The sequence below is a fragment of the Serratia sp. BNK-10 genome, from assembly GCF_047456065.1.
Classification (GTDB): domain Bacteria; phylum Pseudomonadota; class Gammaproteobacteria; order Enterobacterales; family Enterobacteriaceae; genus Serratia; species Serratia ureilytica.
Map to the genome: position 1 here is coordinate 1,897,814 of NZ_CP179894.1, position 14,904 is coordinate 1,912,717.

Sequence of the window (14,904 nt, forward strand, 5' to 3'; positions counted from 1 at the left end):
GGGGAGATCCGTATGGCAAACCTGGCAACGTTGTCTGCTGAAATGTCAGGCGTTTATCGACGTTATCGTTAAACGCCAATGGGCGCGCTCACTGTTTGAATAGAAAGGGAGCCATCGGCTCCCTTTGTTTTAGCAGGCTCAGATTATCGGAACCTTAATGAGGGATTTCCGACACCTCTTTGACTTCCGTCTTGTTGATTTGCTGTTTGACGCCATTGGCGTCGGTATACCCGATCAACCCGGCAGAAGTCTCTTTCGGTTTGCCGTCACTGATGATCGTTCGGCCATCGTGGGTATGAATAGCGTAGCTGGTGCGTGTGCAGCCTGACAGTGCAGCGATGGCTACCAGGGCGATCGCGGGAAGAACAAGCGCTTTTTTCATTTGAAGCTCCTTTTAGTTATTCAACTCACTCATGTTTGCAATCTGGTCTCGATTGATCTGTTCCGTTTTGCCCGTTTCAGCATTTCGATAGGAGACCAATCCGGTATCTTTATCGATCTGGGGCTTGCCGTCGGTAACAATGGTTTTGCCGTCCGTTGTTTTGATCGCCTGATTGGAAGCGCAGCCCACCAGGGACATCAATGCTGTTGCCGCCAGCAGCGAGGCAAAGGGGCGTTTGCTTTTCATACCTACCATCCTGGTTACTTAAACAAATTTAATATCAGGAAGGTAAGTATAGGCAGATTTTCCAGATTGCCAGGGTTGAAAGCGCTTCTAATGGGATAAAAAATTAAGAATAACTTAATTTATTGATGGAGTGATTACTCGTTCGGATAACAAGGTTATCGATAGGTCAGGGTTTTCAGCTGTACGCCCCGCCTGGGACGCTATGGCTTCATGTCATCATCGGCCCACGATTCTCCGCATGCCGATGCTTGATACTCGCAATGTCTCTGGCGGTTTGGCGTTAATTCTGTATAAGTATGCGCCGGGGATCTTGTCGAATACCACGTTGATTTCGGCTGATAGTCATCCATAAGGACAGGGATATGAAAATCACGCATTCAGGCTATAAAACCGGCGCCGCCACATTATTGGCGGCGATGCTCGCGCTGGCGTTAACCGGGTGTGCCAAGAGCACCGCCCCCAGCCAAACCGATCCGGCAAATAAAGAGGTTGGCGATATTTTCGCCAACCTTGGCAACCCAAAGGCGCCGGGAAAAGAGGAATTACATTACCTGTCTCAGGTGCAAGCGGAGATCCAACGCCATTTTAAAGACGCCGAAACCTACTCAGGCAGAAGTTGTACATTAAGCATCAAGCTGGCGCCGGATGGCCTGCTGATCAGCATTCGGGCTGATCAAGGGGATCCGGAACTTTGCCAGGCCGCGATAAAGGCAATCGTCAATGCACGTTTGCCTAAACCGCCAACGGCCGCGGTTTACGAAGCGGTCAAAAGCAGCACGTTGGAATTTCGCCCGCAGTGAAAATAAACGGCACTGCGATGCCAGACAATTAAACCAAAGTCACAGGCCGTATTTTCATGCGGCCTGTGAGTATTGGGTTGTGCAATATTTCGTATAGCGCTTCCTCATGCTAAAGCCCGTTTTTTCGGCATTATTTCACGGCATGTGGCGCCACTCTCTACCGATACATCATCGCGCTCACGCGCTCGCTTCGGTCTTTAAAACCGTTGCTGCGCATCGTTACCACATAGTAGCGATAGTGGTGTTTCTGTGCGTATTCGCGCACCAGATCTTCGGCGAACAGGCCGCTGAAGGTGACGGTGGTGACGAACGTCAGCCCTTTCACTTCGTAGGTGCCGATCTCTTGCGGGGTGCCGATATACGGCGGCGGGAACACGGTTTTGTGGAACTGGCAGCCAGCCAGCAGCAGGGTAAACAGCAGGGCGGCGGAGATTTGCGGTATGCTCATCGGGAAATGCTTTCCTTCCTTGGCGTGTGTTTTGGTAACTCTATAATAGGATTACAAAATTCGACCGGGATGTAAAAACTATCCCGCCGCGGTTGCCGTTTCGTTGATGCGGTATCGCCGTTATCCATCAGCATGAGGATTAAAACATGTTTGTTCGCCAGGCCACCGACAGCGATGCCGCAGCCCTGATCGCCCTCGACAGCGTCGCCGAATACGAGCCGCAGCGCGCGGCGCAGATCCGCGCCTGGTGCGGGCAGGGCGTCTGTTATCTTGCCGAGGAGCAGGGCATGGCGATGGGATACGGTGTGCTGCACTATCACTTCTTCGGCTGCGGCTTTGTGGAGATGCTGATGGTCGGCGAGCGCTATCGCCGCCGGGGCGTCGGGCAGGCGCTGATTGCGGCGCTTAAGTTGCACTGCCGGCACCCGAAGCTGTTCACCTCCACCAATCATTCCAACCTGCCGATGCAGCGGCTGCTGTTGAACGCCGGGTTTGTCGCCAGCGGCCAAATTGACAATCTCGATGACGGCGATCCGGAGCAGGTCTTTTTTACCCCGCTGCGCTAATACAGCCGGACATCCACCGCCTGCTGTTGCAGCCAGGTGCTGACGTAGCCATAAGCGGCATAGAAGGCCAGCAGCGCGAAGATCAGCACGGAAAGCGAGGCCAAAAATTTGACGTCGCCCTGCTTCGAAAGCTGGTAAGCGCAAGAGATAAAGGCCAGCAGGCACAGCAGGGTGAAGGCGATGGCCAGCGTGGCGTAGAGAATAAGCATAACGAAACCCGTTCTTCCTTGTGAGCGCGGCAAGGATACCACAGACAAAAAAGGGGCCCAAACGGGCCCCGGTGCGATACGGCGCGAGAGGTTTACTCCGCCGCGTCGGGATGATTCTTGCCTTCTTCGATGAATTCTTCGTCGATCTCTTCGATGTTTTCCTTGCTGTCGCGGCCGGACAGGATGTTCCAGCAGGCGATGAACAGCGCGGCGATCAATGGCCCGATGACGAAGCCGTTAATGCCGTAAATCTCCATGCCGCCCAGGGTGGAGATCAGGATCAGGTAGTCCGGCATTTTGGTGTCTTTGCCTACCAGCAGCGGGCGCAGAATGTTGTCCACCAGGCCGATTACGACCACGAAGAACACCACCAGGAAGATGCCTTTCCACAGCATGCCGGTGGCGAAGAAGTAGATCACCGCCGGCACCCAGATGATGGCGGAGCCCACGGCGGGGATGATCGACAGGAACGCCATCAGCGCGCCCCACAGCAAGCTGCCGTCGATGCCGGTAAAGTAAAACGCCAGCCCGCCGAGCGCGCCTTGCACCACGGCGACCACCACCGTGCCCTTGACGGTGGCGCGGGAGACGGCGGCGAACTTCACGAACAGGTGGTGCTTCACGTGCTGTGAGAGCGGCAGCGCTTCGAGCGCCAGGTTCACCAGATACGGGCCGTCTTTCAGCAGGAAGAACAGCAGGTAGAGCATCACGCCGAAGCCGACGACGAAGTTGAAGGTGCCTTTGCCGATCAGGAACACGCTGCCCGCCAGGTATTGCCCGCCCTTGAGCGCCACCTCGGAAAGTTGTTTTTGGATCTCGGCGGCGCTGTTGAGGTTATGTTCCGCCAGGAAGCGCTGCGCCCAGCCGGGCAGATGACGCATGAAGTCCGCCAGCATGGTCGGCAATTGGCTGTTGTTGGTCTGCAGCTTGGTGTAAATCATGTTGAATTCCATCGCCAGCGATGAGGCGATGATCGCTAACGGCGTGAACACGATCAGGCAGATCAGCGCCACCGTCAGCAGCGACACCACGCCGTTGCGTTCGCCGACGTACTGCTTCAACTTCTTTTTCACCGGATGGAAAATCACCGCCAGAATAACCGCCCACAGCACCGAGGAGTAATAAGGCCCCAGCACGTCGAGAAAGGCGGCGGTAACGATGAACAGGATCAGAATAAAGAATCCCTTGGAAATGCCTCTAGACATCATAGTCGTCCCTCAAAAGATGAATTTTCAGCATAGATGAACTGAATGAAAACAACACTATCATTACCTTTGCTTATCCGGTAGGGGATTTTTAACGGCGTATTCCATAGGGTTACTAAGGGGAAAGGAGGGCGCCGCGCGAGGCTCAGGCAGCGACGCAAGGAAAGAAAGAACGCTAAATAGTTAACAAAATTTATTGATTGTGTTTCATTTTGTGTGTTGCGCTTGCCCCCTGCGCCAGGCTTTCCTAGTGTTGATGAGGGCGGCCGTTCGCCCGATACCACGAAGGAGTATGCAAATGACAGAACACAAACGACTTGCCGTTATCGAAAAGGCATTGCTGATCGCTTTCGCCGGTCTGCTGATTTATCTTGTTGCGACCGGCGCCTTGTCATTGTCGGGCCTGGATCATCACTGGCCTTATCCTTCACGATAAGCACGCGCTCGCACCAGGGAATATTCAGCACCGCTAATAATAAATAGAACCTCCTTTCTCATTATTGCGCCATTACGCCGCATTGCGTGGCCCGCGGCGATAAATCAGCGCCAATCCCGCCCCTGACACCGCCGCCGCCAGCACCAGCCAAGCCGGCGCCGCCCAACCGGCCGCGGCCACGATGGCGCTCAGCGCGACCGGGCCGATCACCTGGCCGAGGTAGTTCCCCTGCATCACCAACCCCAGACTCAGCGGCAGCAGCGTGGGCTCTGGCGTCGCCGCCGGCGTGGCGGCCAGAATGGTGGCGGGCAGCATGCCGGCGATGGCGCAGAACAGGAAGCACAGCGGGATCAGCAGGCCATTGGGCGTCATCGGCAGGAAAATGCCGATGCCGAAGATGCCGATGACCAGGCTGGTGGCCGCGAGCAGGCTCCCGGCCCGCAGACCGCGCGACAGCAAGAACCCGGCGGCGAGATTGCCGAGGATATTGACGGCCACCGCCGCCGCGCTGATGCCGCCGGCGGCCGCCAGCGTCAGACCGATGCGCTGCATCAGAAAGATCGGTAAAAAGGTCATCACCGAGAAAAACTGCAGGTTGTAAGCGGTGAACATCAGCGCCAGCAACAGCGGCTGGCGCGCCCGCAGCATCGCGCCCAGCGTTTGCCGCAGCGGCAACGGCGGAGCGTGCGCGTCGGCGGCGCGGCGCGGCGTGGTCAGCGGCAGCAGCAGCAGCAGCGCGGCCAGCAGCGTCAGCGCCGCACCGGCCTGCCAGTTCTGTTGCCAGCCCGCCAGGTGAGGGCCGAAAAACAGCGAAATGGCGATGCCCGCCGGCATGAAGGTGCTCCAGATGCCGAACACCAGGCTGCGCTGCGCCGGGGCGACGATGCGGTTCAGCACCGCCGGCGAGGCGACCACCACGATGACGAAGCCGAGGCCTTCGACAAAGCGGCTGACGATCAAGCCGCTGAAGTCGTGCAGCGTGGCGCCGGTAAAGCTGGCGGCGCTGACGATCAGCAATCCCAGCGCCAGCAGGCGCCGATCGCCCCAGCGGCGCACCAGCAGCCCGGCGGCGATGCCGCCGAACACCCCGACGAAAGGAAACGCCGAGATGACCCAGCTTAGCGTCTCCAGTGAACGGCCAAACTCGGCCTGCAGCGCCGGCAAGGCAATGGTGCCCTTGCCCACGTGCAGCGCCGCGGCGATGCCGGCGAACAGCACATTGATGACGGCTAGCCAGGGCGTGGCGGCGGGGGAAACGCGGTCGATGGCGTTCGGTTTAATCGCAGTCATAACACTCTCCAGTGGCGGTAACGCCCTCACTATGCGTCTGCGCTACGACAGAAGTCGTTCAAATGCTGCGCTGTCACGCGGGGAAATTATTCATTTCGAGCTTTATTTTGCGCGCCTCGTTGTTTGGTTCGCCAGCGTGCCGCCCTGCGTGGACGCGGGTGCCCGTTCAGCGGTTTACTGTTCCGGCACGCAGCGAGCGTGCCCGATCAATTTTATTTATAAGGAGCAGTGTATGTCAGAGATGATGAATGAAAACGGAGCGCCGGTGATGGAGTGGAGCTACGGCGGACGGGGTGACGATATTAGCAGCAGCCTGACCTTCGACACGGTAGAGGAACAGCCGCATGGCTTCCTGATGACGGTCGATCGGCCGGTTCAGATCTTCAAAGAGGCGCTGTTGCCGCTGATGGCCTTTGTCACGCTGCTGCGTCCGCTGTATGCGAAGACGGGCGAGGGATTCCAGTTCGTGCCGGTCTCCAACCCCTGGACCGACGTGCAGCGCCTGCCGCCAAGCGCCGGTTATCTGGGCGTGCAGGTCAACGCCGGTCTGTTCTTCCACGGGGCCAAACCGACGCACTATAAAGATCGCGACGGCCAGATGAAACCGATCGACGGCGGCACTGTCCTGCAGAACATCACCGTGCTGCATCAGGTGGCGCAGCCGCAGGGCCCGGGCGAAGGCGGGATCTGAGGCTGAAACGTTATCACGGGGCCGGACGCGGCCCTTATCTCGCCTTGAAAACCGCCCTTGGCTTGGGTAAAAAGGGTTGTCTATTCAAGGAGAAGAGTATGTACAGCGACAACGAGAAAAAATTCTACATCATCCTCAACCGCAACCACGAACCGGCCACGCTGTTTAACGCCTCCTGCCATCTGACGGCGGGCATCACCGATCTTATCGAGCAGCGCGAGTTTCACCACTACCCGAGCAGCCTCGACGGCGTCAGCGCCAATATGAGCCATTACCCGATCGTCATCCTGCAGGCCAAGAACAGCAGCCAGCTCAGCAGCCTGATCCTCAAATGCAAGGAGGAGGGCGTGCTGGCCAACTTCTTCACCACCACCATGTTGTCGCATTCCGCCGAGCAGCAGATCGCCGACACCGCCAATACCCCCTACGAGCAGTTGGACTTCGTAGCGGTAGCGCTCTACGGCGACACTGAACAGCTTAAGCCGCTCACCAAGAAGTTCTCCGTCTACCGTTAATCGCGAACGGCGTCACATCAGGGGCGGCAACGGCTATGATATTTTTCCATCAAATCGTTGATGGAGATGAACATGAGCGGCAAGAAAACCACCATGGCGGCCATCGCCAGAGAGGCGCGGGTCGGCATCGCCACCGTCGATCGGGTGATCAACCAACGCGCGTCGGTGCGGCCCGCCACCCAGCGCCGGGTGATTGAGGCGGCGAAAAAGTTGGGGTTCGCGTTGGAGAAATTCCACTGCCTGTCGGCGGTGCTGGGCAGGCCGGAGCGCCGCCTGAGAATGGGGTTTATCCTGCTGCGGCGCGAACACTCTTTCTATGCGCAACTGGCTGATGAACTGATGGTGCAAGCGGCGCCGTATCATGAGCCGGGTCAGCCGCCGCAGTTCATCTTCCACTCTCTCAATGCCATCGGCGACACCGCCGCCGCCATTAGCCAATTGAGCCGCCAGGTGGAAGCGATCGGCGTGTTGGCGCTGGATCACCCCCTGATCCACTATGCCGTAGAAGAAGCCGCCCAGGCGGGCATCAACGTTTTCGCGTTGCTGTCGGATTTATCGGTGCCCAGCCGCGCCGGCTACATCGGTCTGGATAATCAAAAAGCGGGCCGCACCGCCGGCTGGGCGGTGGATCGTCTGTGCCGGCGTCAGGGCGACGTCGGCGTGATCATCGGCGACAACCGTTTTACTTGCCAGGAAGCCTGCGAGATCGGTTTTCGCTCCTACCTGCGTGAGCAGATGAGCGGCCAGCGTGTGTTGGAACCGGTGCGCAGCCTTGAGGACGCGGAAACGGCGCGCCGGGTCACGCGTGAACTGCTGGCGAACCACCCGGAACTGGCGGCGCTTTACGCGCCGAGCGGCGGTGTGGAGGGCATTATTCAGGCGTTGCGAGAGAGCGGCCGGCAGCGCGACATCACGCTGGTGTGCCACGGCCCGGTGCAGGACGGTGAAATGGCGCTGCTCGACGGCACGGTGGATCTGCTGCTGTGCCACCGCATTCCCGAATTGGCCGCCACGATCGTCGAGACGTTTCTCGCCGCCGATGAACAACCGGGATTACGCCACATCATTAATCGCTTCGATGTGATCACCAAAGAAAACCTCTGACGGCCGCTGAGTGGTGGTTGCCGAGCTCAGGGCGCAGCCAGGCGCTGCCTGGATTTGATTAAAAACTATCAAGTAATTTATCAAAAATAGCGCGATCTCTATCAAAAAATAAAATTTTCATTATTGATGGTTTTGGAATTTTTGTTTGATACTGCCGGCATTCCCCGCAAAAAAGGAGCCGTCGCCATGACTTTGCCTATCGCCAATGCGCCCTGCAGTTGGGGCGTGGATGATCCGAACAACCCCCATTTGCCGCCCTATGCCACGGTTCTGCAAGAAGCGTCGGCGGCCGGCTACCGCAGCATCGAGCTGGGGCCATGGGGCTATCTGCCGACGCAGAGCGAGGCGCTGTGCGCCGCGCTGGAGCAGCATCGCCTGTCGCTAGTGGCCGGCACGATTTTTGACGATCTGGTCAGCGAGGCGAACATTGAGCGCCTGCTGGCCCTGACTCATCGGATATGCCGCAACCTCTCGCGGGCGCCCAGGGCGGAGCCGACCGAGGGCGATCGCGCCGCGCCGCCGTTCTTGGTGATTATCGATTTCGGTAATCCGCAACGCGCCAGGTTCGCCGGGCGTTCAGATTTAGCGCCGCGTTTGTCGCAGGGGGAGTGGCAGAGGATGATCGGGCACATTACGCGCATCAGCGAACTGGCCTGGCGGGAATACGGTGTGCGGCCGGTGGTGCATCCGCACGCCGGCGGCTGCATCGAGTTCGCCGACGAAATCGACCGGTTGGCGGCGGACATTCCGCATCACACCGCCGGATTGTGCCTGGATACCGGCCATCTGTATTACGCCGGGCTGGAGCCGGCTGCCTGGCTGAGCAAGCACTTTGAGCGTCTCGATTATCTGCACTTCAAAGACGTCGATCCGCAGGTGTTCCGCGAGGTGCTGGCGCGCGGCGTCGATTTCTTCACCGCCTGCGCCGAGGGCGTCATGTGCCCGTTGGGCAGCGGGGCGATCGATTATCCGCAGCTGCGCGCGCTGTTGGCCGAGCGCGGATACCGGGGCTGGATCACTATCGAGCAGGAGCGCGATCCGCGCAATGTGCAGGGCAGCCTGCAGGACGTCACCGCCAGCTTGCGCTACTTGCGCGGCCTCGGCTTTTAATCAGGAGAAACACGATGATCAACGGCAGCAAACCTTTGGCGAGATCGTTGCGCTGGGGCATGGTCGGCGGCGGCGGCACCAGCCAGATCGGTTACATCCACCGTTCGGCGGCCTTGCGCGACGGCGCGTTTACTCTGTTGGCCGGCGCGTTCGACATTGACGCCGAACGCGGGCGTGATTTTGGCCGGAGTCTGGGCGTGGCGGCGGAGCGCTGTTATGCGGATTATGCCGAAATGTTCCGCGCCGAAGCCGCGCGGGCGGACGGCATTGAAGCGGTCTCGATCGCCACGCCGAACAACACCCATTACGCCATTTGCCGGGCGGCGCTGGAGGCGGGATTGCACGTGGTATGCGAGAAGCCGCTGTGTTTCAGCGTCGAAGAGGCGCAGGCGCTGGCGGCGCTGTGCGAGCGGCAGCGCAAAGTCATCGGCGTGACCTACGGCTATGCCGGGCACCAGATGATTTTGCAGGCGCGGCAGATGATTGCCGATGGCCGCTTGGGGGAAATTCGGCTGGTGAATATGCAGTTCGCCCACGGCTTTCACGCCGCGCCGGTGGAGCAGGATAATCCCAGCACTCGCTGGCGGGTCGATCCGCGCTTTGTCGGCCCCAGCTATGTGCTGGGCGATCTGGCGACCCACACGCTGTTCCTGGCGGAAACCATGGCGCCGCAGCTGAAGATCCGGCGGCTGCTCTGCAGTCGACAAAGCTTTGTGCCGTCGCGCGCGCCGTTGGAGGACAACGCCTATGTGCTGATGGAGTATCACAACGGCGCCATCGGCTCCGTGTGGGCTTCGGCGGTCAACTGCGGTTCGATGCACGGCCAAAAGGTGCGCATTGTCGGTGAAAAGGCCAGCCTGGAGTGGTGGGATGAACAACCCAATCAGCTGCGCTTCGAAGTGCAGGGCGAGCCGGTGCGGATCCTGGAGCGCGGCATGCCGTATCTCGCCGCGTCGGCGCAGGCGGACGATCGCATCGGCGGCGGCCATGCGGAGGGGCTGTTTGAAGCCTGGTCGAATCTCTACCGCCGCTTCGCGCTGGCGATGGACGCCACCGATCGGCGCGACGCAGCCTTCCTGGCCGACTTCTGGTACCCGGACGTGCAGGCCGGCGCGCTGGGCGTGAAGTGGGTGGCGCGCTGCGTGCAATCCGCCGAAACCGACGCCGGCTGGGTCGCCTTCGACTGAGCGAGCGATTCGCTCAGACGCTGGCCCCGTCGTAGCGGTGGATCTGTAACGCATCCAGCGCGACGTCAGGCACGCAGCGCAGGTTAACGGCGCACATCGCGGCGCCGTCCGGCGCGGTGCCGTAGGCGAAGGGCTGGGCTCCGCAGACTCGGCAGAACTGATGGCGGATCCGGTGCTGATTGAAGGTATAGGCGCTGAGTTGATCTTCACCGCTGCGCAGCGTGAAGGCCGCGAGGGGAAAGAACGACAGCAACAGCCCCTTGCGGCGGCAGATCGAGCAGTTGCAGCTGAGGGCTTCGGTCGGCAGTTCGGCGTCTACGGAGAAGGTGACGGCGCCGCAGTGGCAGCTTCCCTGGAATGACATGGCGGTGATCCTGTGGCAGGAGGGCGGGTTTGCCCAGTATAGTGCAATTTATCGCCATTCGGCCGCGCCGGGCGCGGTTTCCTTAATAAATGCGCGGTTTTCTGGTAGGTTAAGGTTTAACGTCATCAAAAGGAGATCGCGATGTTAGAGCATTACTATCCGGCAAACATGGGCGCCGAACCGGTCACGGACGAACAGCACAAGCGGCTGGTGGCGGTGCAGGCGGCACTGGAGCTTATCAAGGCTACGCTGTCAGACACCAACGATGGCAACGGCGTGGATTTCCAGCTGAAGGCGGCGGAGAAGCACATCGGCCCGATGGCCGACGCTATTCAGGAAGCCCTGAAGTAACGGTTCGCCGTCACGTCAACCGCCCGTATCGGGCGGTTTTTTTTTGCGCCGATTACTGCGGTCTTTTACGACGCCAGCGGCTCAAGCCATCATCAGGTGCTCGTTCATATTCCGCTCTCGCGCCTTTGCTCGACGGCGGTTGCCAACCGCGCCGGAATAGGATTAAATGCCGCACTGACTGTATAAATAAACAGGGGTGTTACAATGAGCCTGGCGCTGAAGGGTGAGAAGATCGCGCGTAACCGCTTTACCGGCGAAAAAATTGAAAACGGCAGCTTTATGCTGTGTGATTTTTCGGGCGCCGATCTGACCGGCACCGAATTTATCGGCTGTCAATTTTACGATCGCGAGAGCCGACAGGGCGGTAACTTCAGCCGCGCGATCCTGAAAGACGCGAGTTTTAGAAGCTGCGATTTATCGATGGCCGATTTCCGCCACGTTGACGCATTGGGGTTGGAGATCCGCGAATGTCGCGCGCAGGGAGCAGATTTTCGCGGCGCCAGCTTTATGAATATGATCACCAGCCGCACCTGGTTTTGCAGCGCCTATATCACCAAGAGCAACCTGAGCTACGCCAATTTTGCCAAAGTGGTGTTGGAGAAATGCGAGCTGTGGGAAAACCGTTGGCACGGCGCGCAGGTGCTCGGCGCCAGCTTCAGCGGCTCCGATCTGTCCGGCGGCGAATTCTCCGGTTTTGACTGGCGCGCCGCCGATGTCACCCAGTGCGATCTGAGCAACGCGGAACTGGGCGAGTTGGATTTGCGCACCACCGATCTGCAGGGCGTTAAAATGGACAGTCACCAGGCCGCTCAACTGCTGGAGCGGCTGGGGATCGCAATCATCGGCTGAAGGGGAGGGTTAGCGCGATGGTTGGGCAAATAAGCGATTGAAAGCTTGATCCGCGTCCACGGGAATGCGGCGTTGCATTACCGGGATAGTGAAACGCGGATCGCGCACAAAGTGCCGAGCTTGCTCGTTGAGCGGCACGACGGCGATCGCCAGATTGTCGTTAGCCTGCATGACGCCTTCCTGCTCGAACAAGGCGAATACCGGCGCGTGGCGCGCGTTGCCCAATGAGCAAGCCGAAATCCAATAATCGCCGTCTTGGGCAAATTTGCACTGCGCCGCTTGCGGGCCAATCGCGCTGATTTGTTTGGCTATCAAGGCGTTCGCGTTTTCCACATAGCTTGGCGGTGCCGGCTGGCAGCCCGCCAAACTGAGCGTCAGCGCCGTCAGCATCAGTGTTCTTTTGCCCATCATAGCCATCCTTGAGGTCATTTCCTGTAAAGTAAAATAATTATCCTAACAACGATAATGCGCCAGTGTCGAGAACAGATTGATTTATTAAGCTTTTATTTCTCTTTCATGACGATTAAGCGGTTTTCTTCAGTGTTATAGCAGGGAGTAGTTTCGCGTGAAGGGAAGAGCAGAACGCGGAATCGGCGGCTGTTTGCGCGTTCATGATCGGCCCCGGCGCGGCGAGTCCAATCGTTCGTTATTTTTCACCCCGAACGCCGCGCCGAAAACCCTGAGCTGGCGGCAGATGTAGGCGGTGCTTTGCGGTAATAAATTTATGAGGCAGATGAATATAATTTAAAATATATCTTGCTTAAATAATTTAGCTGTGTGTAAATAGCGTCATCGGTTTGTAGTACAGACCTTATGAAAGCAGTTTTAGTAAAGCAGTTCTCAGTATTAGCGATATCCCTCAGATACCTCTTCTTCCGCGAATTCTCTTCTCTAGTGCCCCATAAGTTTCCAATAAAAACAGACCTCTATCGCCCTATGGCGTCGCAAAAATATAAAGGAAATATCTCTATGTCCAATAAAATGACTGGTTTGGTAAAATGGTTTGATGCAGGTAAAGGCTTTGGCTTTATCACCCCGGCAGACGGCGGCAAAGATGTGTTCGTACACTTCTCCGCTATCCAGAGCAACGATTTCAAAACGCTGGACGAAGGCCAACAGGTTGAGTTCACTATCGAAAATGGCATGAAGGGGCCTTCTGCCGGCAACGTGGTCGCGTTATAATTTTTGGCCGAGGTGCAATTTCTTACGACAGCGATGATGGTTTAAGCCGGAGCAGTTAAGCAATGAAATCCTCAGCCTGAATAAACTCCGGGTTCGCCCGGAGTCTTTCTCGATACGTCATTAGCTCAGCAGGAAGAGCGGCAGCGAAATTATTCGTTGGCGGACTGGGGTTCGATTCCTCGATGACGTTCCAATAATTAATGATTATTGGCAACAGAAAAACAGATTGCCGCAGAATTAATAACGCCGCGTTTCAGTCTATTTTTCTGTTGTGAAAAAGTCGCGCTTAGGCTGCGTAATGTTGGAGTGTGGGATGGACGCTTACGCCATAACATGACAGCCGGGAAAGTCACCGGCACACGATTAATAGCCCCGGCCTTGGCCGGGGTTTTTTATACCCGCGATCTTAACGCTGCGAGTCCAGCAGTTCGTTATTTTTCACCACGTCCTGCGCCTTGAGGTAGCTCTCGATCAGCAGCTGATAGGCCGGGAAGATTTTGGTGTAGACTTCGGCCCACTGCTGAGCGTCGGCGCGATTCCAGCTGCCCTGCAGCTCGGAGGCGACGCCGGCGGTGTCGATCGGCACCACGCCCGCCTGTACCACGCGCGCCAGGGTAATTTCCTGCGCCATTTTCGAGTAGGTGCCGGAGGCGTCGATTACCGCGAAGACCTTATAGCCTTCGGCCACCGCGCTGATGGACGGAAAGGCCATGCAGACGCTGGTGATGGTGCCGGCGATGATCAGGGTTTTGCGGCCGGTGGCTTTGACCGCCGCCACGAAGTCCGGGTTGTCCCAGGCGTTGATTTCCCCTTTACGGGCGACGTATTGCGCGTGCGGCGCATTCTGGTGAATTTCCGGGATCAGCGGGCCGTTGGGGCCCTGCGGCACCGAGGCGGTGGTGATCACCGGCAGTTTGCTGAGGGTGGCGATGCTGGCGAGGGCGGCGGCGCGAGCGCGCAGTTCGGTCATCGGCATATCGGCGACGGTCTGAAACAGACCGCTCTGGTGGTCGATCAGGAGCATGACCGCGTCATTAGCATCAATAACAGGACGCTGGCCGTTGAAGTTGGCTGGAGTGCTCATGGTGTCTTCCTTTTTTCGTCGTGAGGTCAGTGGGTATCTTCTTTGATTGATAAGGCTGAAACTCAGCACTTGCCTACAGTGTAGGGAGAGGAGAGAAATCCGGTAGAGCCTAAAGCCGGGATGCATCGTTCCATAAATGGAACGACACTGCAGCAGGCGCGGGGGCCGGCGCTGGGCTAAACTTAAGGTGCATGAGAAACATGCGGCAAGGAACGCCATCCTGTTCATGGGTTTGACGCGGAGGGCCGCCGTCATGGCTTATCAGCATATCGTTGTCGCCACGGATCTCAGCGAAGACGCCGAGTTCCTGTTGGGCAAGGGCGCCAGGTTGGCCGCCGCGCTCCAGGCCAAACTTTCACTGATTTATATCGATATTCACCGCGCCGGTTATTATGTCGATCTGGGCGTGGGAGATTACAACTACACCGATCGCACGTTTTCGGAGCGGGTGAAGAATATGCTCAATGCGATCAAAGGGCATTCTTCCTATCCGGTGGAAGAGGTGATCGTCAGCCGTGGCGCATTGACGGAAGAGCTGAATCGGGTGGCGAAGGAAAAAGGGTTCGATCTGGTGATCTTCGGCCATCACCACGATGTCTGGAGCCGGCTGGTTTCTTCGGCGCGTCAGGCGATCAATGAGTTGAACGTCGATCTGCTGGTGATCCCCATCGAGAAAAAATAGTCGCGGCCGCCGGCGGGCGGCTGCTTTTTTCATTCGCATCGCTTATCTCTGAGCGGTCATAACCGTCGATCTGCAATAATCCCGCTTGCTGACAATCCGCCAGGAAAATAGTGACTGGCCGCAATTTTATTATCTCCATCAATATGTTGGCCAAAATCCGATAAAGATTAACCCAGCGCATTGAAATGACTCGCATACCTCCT

At 58.0% G+C, this 14,904-nt stretch carries 21 protein-coding genes and 1 pseudogene; 13 read left to right on the forward strand and 9 right to left on the reverse strand.

The window, feature by feature from the left end; all coding sequences use genetic code 11:
* Nucleotides 1-154: 154 nt before the first annotated feature.
* Both ACMGG9_RS09395 and ACMGG9_RS09400 read right to left on the reverse strand, forming a co-directional pair.
* Nucleotides 155-382 carry a YgdI/YgdR family lipoprotein gene (locus ACMGG9_RS09395; RefSeq protein WP_019454813.1) on the reverse strand — a complete coding sequence of 76 codons (228 nt, stop codon included), beginning with the start codon at nucleotides 380-382 and terminating at the stop codon, nucleotides 155-157.
* Nucleotides 383-394: 12 nt separating this feature from the next.
* Entirely contained in the window at nucleotides 395-580 is a 186-nt protein-coding gene (locus tag ACMGG9_RS09400) for a YgdI/YgdR family lipoprotein (protein WP_372507307.1), read from the reverse strand.
* A 410-nt stretch (nucleotides 581-990) separates the two neighbouring features.
* Between ACMGG9_RS09400 and tolA the strand changes: the two genes are divergently transcribed.
* Nucleotides 991-1,428: a cell envelope integrity protein TolA gene (gene tolA / locus ACMGG9_RS09405; RefSeq protein ID WP_414162108.1), complete on the forward strand. Its 438-nt coding sequence runs from the start codon at nucleotides 991-993 to the stop codon at nucleotides 1,426-1,428.
* A gap of 157 nt (nucleotides 1,429-1,585) precedes the next feature.
* On the opposite strand, the gene ACMGG9_RS09410 is transcribed toward tolA, so the two are convergent.
* Nucleotides 1,586-1,876: a hypothetical protein gene (locus tag ACMGG9_RS09410; protein WP_042784287.1), complete on the reverse strand. Its 291-nt coding sequence runs from the start codon at nucleotides 1,874-1,876 to the stop codon at nucleotides 1,586-1,588.
* A 146-nt stretch (nucleotides 1,877-2,022) separates the two neighbouring features.
* Here ACMGG9_RS09410 and ACMGG9_RS09415 point away from each other — a divergent pair, with 146 nt between their 5' ends.
* Nucleotides 2,023-2,442 carry a GNAT family N-acetyltransferase gene (locus ACMGG9_RS09415; RefSeq protein WP_042784288.1) on the forward strand — a complete coding sequence of 140 codons (420 nt, stop codon included), beginning with the start codon at nucleotides 2,023-2,025 and terminating at the stop codon, nucleotides 2,440-2,442.
* Here the strand turns inward: ACMGG9_RS09415 and ACMGG9_RS09420 are convergent.
* Both ACMGG9_RS09420 and ACMGG9_RS09425 read right to left on the reverse strand, forming a co-directional pair.
* A complete protein-coding gene (locus ACMGG9_RS09420) occupies nucleotides 2,439-2,651 on the reverse strand; it encodes a hypothetical protein (protein WP_033652077.1) in 213 nt (70 codons plus the stop codon). The genes ACMGG9_RS09415 and ACMGG9_RS09420 overlap by 4 nt on opposite strands.
* A 92-nt stretch (nucleotides 2,652-2,743) precedes the next feature.
* Nucleotides 2,744-3,859, reverse strand: coding sequence for an AI-2E family transporter (locus ACMGG9_RS09425; protein ID WP_122004146.1), 1,116 nt, complete (start codon nucleotides 3,857-3,859; stop codon nucleotides 2,744-2,746).
* A 295-nt stretch (nucleotides 3,860-4,154) separates the two neighbouring features.
* On the opposite strand from ACMGG9_RS09425, the gene ACMGG9_RS09430 reads away from it, so the two are divergent.
* On the forward strand, nucleotides 4,155-4,292 hold the full coding sequence (locus tag ACMGG9_RS09430; RefSeq protein WP_016928056.1) for a hypothetical protein: 138 nt from the start codon (nucleotides 4,155-4,157) through the stop codon (nucleotides 4,290-4,292).
* A gap of 72 nt (nucleotides 4,293-4,364) precedes the next feature.
* Here the strand turns inward: ACMGG9_RS09430 and ACMGG9_RS09435 are convergent, their stop codons facing one another.
* Nucleotides 4,365-5,582 (reverse strand): CynX/NimT family MFS transporter, encoded by a 1,218-nt coding sequence (locus ACMGG9_RS09435; protein ID WP_414162109.1) that lies wholly within the window; start codon nucleotides 5,580-5,582, stop codon nucleotides 4,365-4,367.
* Between the two features lie 232 nt (nucleotides 5,583-5,814).
* Between ACMGG9_RS09435 and ACMGG9_RS09440 the strand changes: the two genes are divergently transcribed.
* The 5 genes from ACMGG9_RS09440 to ACMGG9_RS09460 all read left to right on the forward strand — a co-directional run bounded on the left by ACMGG9_RS09440 (nucleotide 5,815) and on the right by ACMGG9_RS09460 (nucleotide 10,189).
* Nucleotides 5,815-6,273 carry a hypothetical protein gene (locus ACMGG9_RS09440; protein WP_414162110.1) on the forward strand — a complete coding sequence of 153 codons (459 nt, stop codon included), beginning with the start codon at nucleotides 5,815-5,817 and terminating at the stop codon, nucleotides 6,271-6,273.
* Nucleotides 6,274-6,371: 98 nt separating this feature from the next.
* On the forward strand, nucleotides 6,372-6,788 hold the full coding sequence (locus ACMGG9_RS09445) for a DUF2000 domain-containing protein (RefSeq protein ID WP_069100051.1): 417 nt from the start codon (nucleotides 6,372-6,374) through the stop codon (nucleotides 6,786-6,788).
* A gap of 72 nt (nucleotides 6,789-6,860) precedes the next feature.
* On the forward strand, nucleotides 6,861-7,892 hold the full coding sequence (locus tag ACMGG9_RS09450) for a LacI family DNA-binding transcriptional regulator (protein WP_414162111.1): 1,032 nt from the start codon (nucleotides 6,861-6,863) through the stop codon (nucleotides 7,890-7,892).
* A gap of 186 nt (nucleotides 7,893-8,078) precedes the next feature.
* Nucleotides 8,079-9,002 (forward strand): TIM barrel protein, encoded by a 924-nt coding sequence (locus ACMGG9_RS09455; RefSeq protein WP_033652083.1) that lies wholly within the window; start codon nucleotides 8,079-8,081, stop codon nucleotides 9,000-9,002.
* Nucleotides 9,003-9,016: 14 nt separating this feature from the next.
* Complete coding sequence (locus ACMGG9_RS09460) at nucleotides 9,017-10,189, forward strand: Gfo/Idh/MocA family protein (protein ID WP_414162112.1); 1,173 nt, start codon at nucleotides 9,017-9,019, stop codon at nucleotides 10,187-10,189.
* Nucleotides 10,190-10,202: 13 nt separating this feature from the next.
* Here ACMGG9_RS09460 and ACMGG9_RS09465 read toward each other — a convergent pair whose 3' ends face one another.
* Complete coding sequence (locus ACMGG9_RS09465) at nucleotides 10,203-10,553, reverse strand: GFA family protein (RefSeq protein WP_033652085.1); 351 nt, start codon at nucleotides 10,551-10,553, stop codon at nucleotides 10,203-10,205.
* Between the two features lie 141 nt (nucleotides 10,554-10,694).
* On the opposite strand from ACMGG9_RS09465, the gene ACMGG9_RS09470 reads away from it, so the two are divergent.
* Both ACMGG9_RS09470 and ACMGG9_RS09475 read left to right on the forward strand, forming a co-directional pair.
* Nucleotides 10,695-10,904 (forward strand): hypothetical protein, encoded by a 210-nt coding sequence (locus ACMGG9_RS09470; protein WP_004941260.1) that lies wholly within the window; start codon nucleotides 10,695-10,697, stop codon nucleotides 10,902-10,904.
* 204 nt (nucleotides 10,905-11,108) lie between these two features.
* Nucleotides 11,109-11,753 carry a Qnr family pentapeptide repeat protein gene (locus ACMGG9_RS09475; RefSeq protein WP_033642796.1) on the forward strand — a complete coding sequence of 215 codons (645 nt, stop codon included), beginning with the start codon at nucleotides 11,109-11,111 and terminating at the stop codon, nucleotides 11,751-11,753.
* Between the two features lie 9 nt (nucleotides 11,754-11,762).
* On the opposite strand, the gene ACMGG9_RS09480 is transcribed toward ACMGG9_RS09475, so the two are convergent.
* Nucleotides 11,763-12,143 carry a hypothetical protein gene (locus ACMGG9_RS09480; RefSeq protein WP_223523961.1) on the reverse strand — a complete coding sequence of 127 codons (381 nt, stop codon included), beginning with the start codon at nucleotides 12,141-12,143 and terminating at the stop codon, nucleotides 11,763-11,765.
* A gap of 579 nt (nucleotides 12,144-12,722) precedes the next feature.
* On the opposite strand from ACMGG9_RS09480, the gene cspA reads away from it, so the two are divergent.
* Nucleotides 12,723-12,935: an RNA chaperone/antiterminator CspA gene (gene cspA / locus ACMGG9_RS09485; RefSeq protein ID WP_004941268.1), complete on the forward strand. Its 213-nt coding sequence runs from the start codon at nucleotides 12,723-12,725 to the stop codon at nucleotides 12,933-12,935.
* A gap of 114 nt (nucleotides 12,936-13,049) precedes the next feature.
* Nucleotides 13,050-13,128: pseudogene (locus ACMGG9_RS09490) on the forward strand.
* Nucleotides 13,129-13,341: 213 nt separating this feature from the next.
* Here ACMGG9_RS09490 and ACMGG9_RS09495 read toward each other — a convergent pair.
* A complete protein-coding gene (locus ACMGG9_RS09495; RefSeq protein ID WP_016928046.1) occupies nucleotides 13,342-14,019 on the reverse strand; it encodes an isochorismatase family protein in 678 nt (225 codons plus the stop codon).
* A gap of 253 nt (nucleotides 14,020-14,272) precedes the next feature.
* Here ACMGG9_RS09495 and ACMGG9_RS09500 point away from each other — a divergent pair, with 253 nt between their 5' ends.
* Nucleotides 14,273-14,701: a universal stress protein gene (locus ACMGG9_RS09500; protein ID WP_147839343.1), complete on the forward strand. Its 429-nt coding sequence runs from the start codon at nucleotides 14,273-14,275 to the stop codon at nucleotides 14,699-14,701.
* Nucleotides 14,702-14,904 lie beyond the last annotated feature (203 nt).

Coding starts and splice junctions, on each gene's coding strand:
- ACMGG9_RS09470 (WP_004941260.1), top strand. CDS start 10,695: ATGTTAGAGCATTACTATCCGGCAAACATGGGCGCCGAACCGGTCACG.
- ACMGG9_RS09465 (WP_033652085.1), bottom strand. CDS start 10,553: ATGTCATTCCAGGGAAGCTGCCACTGCGGCGCCGTCACCTTCTCCGTA.
- ACMGG9_RS09450 (WP_414162111.1), top strand. CDS start 6,861: ATGAGCGGCAAGAAAACCACCATGGCGGCCATCGCCAGAGAGGCGCGG.
- ACMGG9_RS09440 (WP_414162110.1), top strand. CDS start 5,815: ATGTCAGAGATGATGAATGAAAACGGAGCGCCGGTGATGGAGTGGAGC.
- tolA (WP_414162108.1), top strand. CDS start 991: ATGAAAATCACGCATTCAGGCTATAAAACCGGCGCCGCCACATTATTG.
- ACMGG9_RS09480 (WP_223523961.1), bottom strand. CDS start 12,143: ATGCTGACGGCGCTGACGCTCAGTTTGGCGGGCTGCCAGCCGGCACCG.
- ACMGG9_RS09400 (WP_372507307.1), bottom strand. CDS start 580: ATGTCCCTGGTGGGCTGCGCTTCCAATCAGGCGATCAAAACAACGGAC.
- ACMGG9_RS09425 (WP_122004146.1), bottom strand. CDS start 3,859: ATGATGTCTAGAGGCATTTCCAAGGGATTCTTTATTCTGATCCTGTTC.
- ACMGG9_RS09495 (WP_016928046.1), bottom strand. CDS start 14,019: ATGAGCACTCCAGCCAACTTCAACGGCCAGCGTCCTGTTATTGATGCT.
- ACMGG9_RS09460 (WP_414162112.1), top strand. CDS start 9,017: ATGATCAACGGCAGCAAACCTTTGGCGAGATCGTTGCGCTGGGGCATG.
- cspA (WP_004941268.1), top strand. CDS start 12,723: ATGTCCAATAAAATGACTGGTTTGGTAAAATGGTTTGATGCAGGTAAA.
- ACMGG9_RS09430 (WP_016928056.1), top strand. CDS start 4,155: ATGACAGAACACAAACGACTTGCCGTTATCGAAAAGGCATTGCTGATC.
- ACMGG9_RS09445 (WP_069100051.1), top strand. CDS start 6,372: ATGTACAGCGACAACGAGAAAAAATTCTACATCATCCTCAACCGCAAC.
- ACMGG9_RS09475 (WP_033642796.1), top strand. CDS start 11,109: ATGAGCCTGGCGCTGAAGGGTGAGAAGATCGCGCGTAACCGCTTTACC.
- ACMGG9_RS09455 (WP_033652083.1), top strand. CDS start 8,079: ATGACTTTGCCTATCGCCAATGCGCCCTGCAGTTGGGGCGTGGATGAT.
- ACMGG9_RS09410 (WP_042784287.1), bottom strand. CDS start 1,876: ATGAGCATACCGCAAATCTCCGCCGCCCTGCTGTTTACCCTGCTGCTG.
- ACMGG9_RS09415 (WP_042784288.1), top strand. CDS start 2,023: ATGTTTGTTCGCCAGGCCACCGACAGCGATGCCGCAGCCCTGATCGCC.
- ACMGG9_RS09500 (WP_147839343.1), top strand. CDS start 14,273: ATGGCTTATCAGCATATCGTTGTCGCCACGGATCTCAGCGAAGACGCC.
- ACMGG9_RS09420 (WP_033652077.1), bottom strand. CDS start 2,651: ATGCTTATTCTCTACGCCACGCTGGCCATCGCCTTCACCCTGCTGTGC.
- ACMGG9_RS09435 (WP_414162109.1), bottom strand. CDS start 5,582: ATGACTGCGATTAAACCGAACGCCATCGACCGCGTTTCCCCCGCCGCC.
- ACMGG9_RS09395 (WP_019454813.1), bottom strand. CDS start 382: ATGAAAAAAGCGCTTGTTCTTCCCGCGATCGCCCTGGTAGCCATCGCT.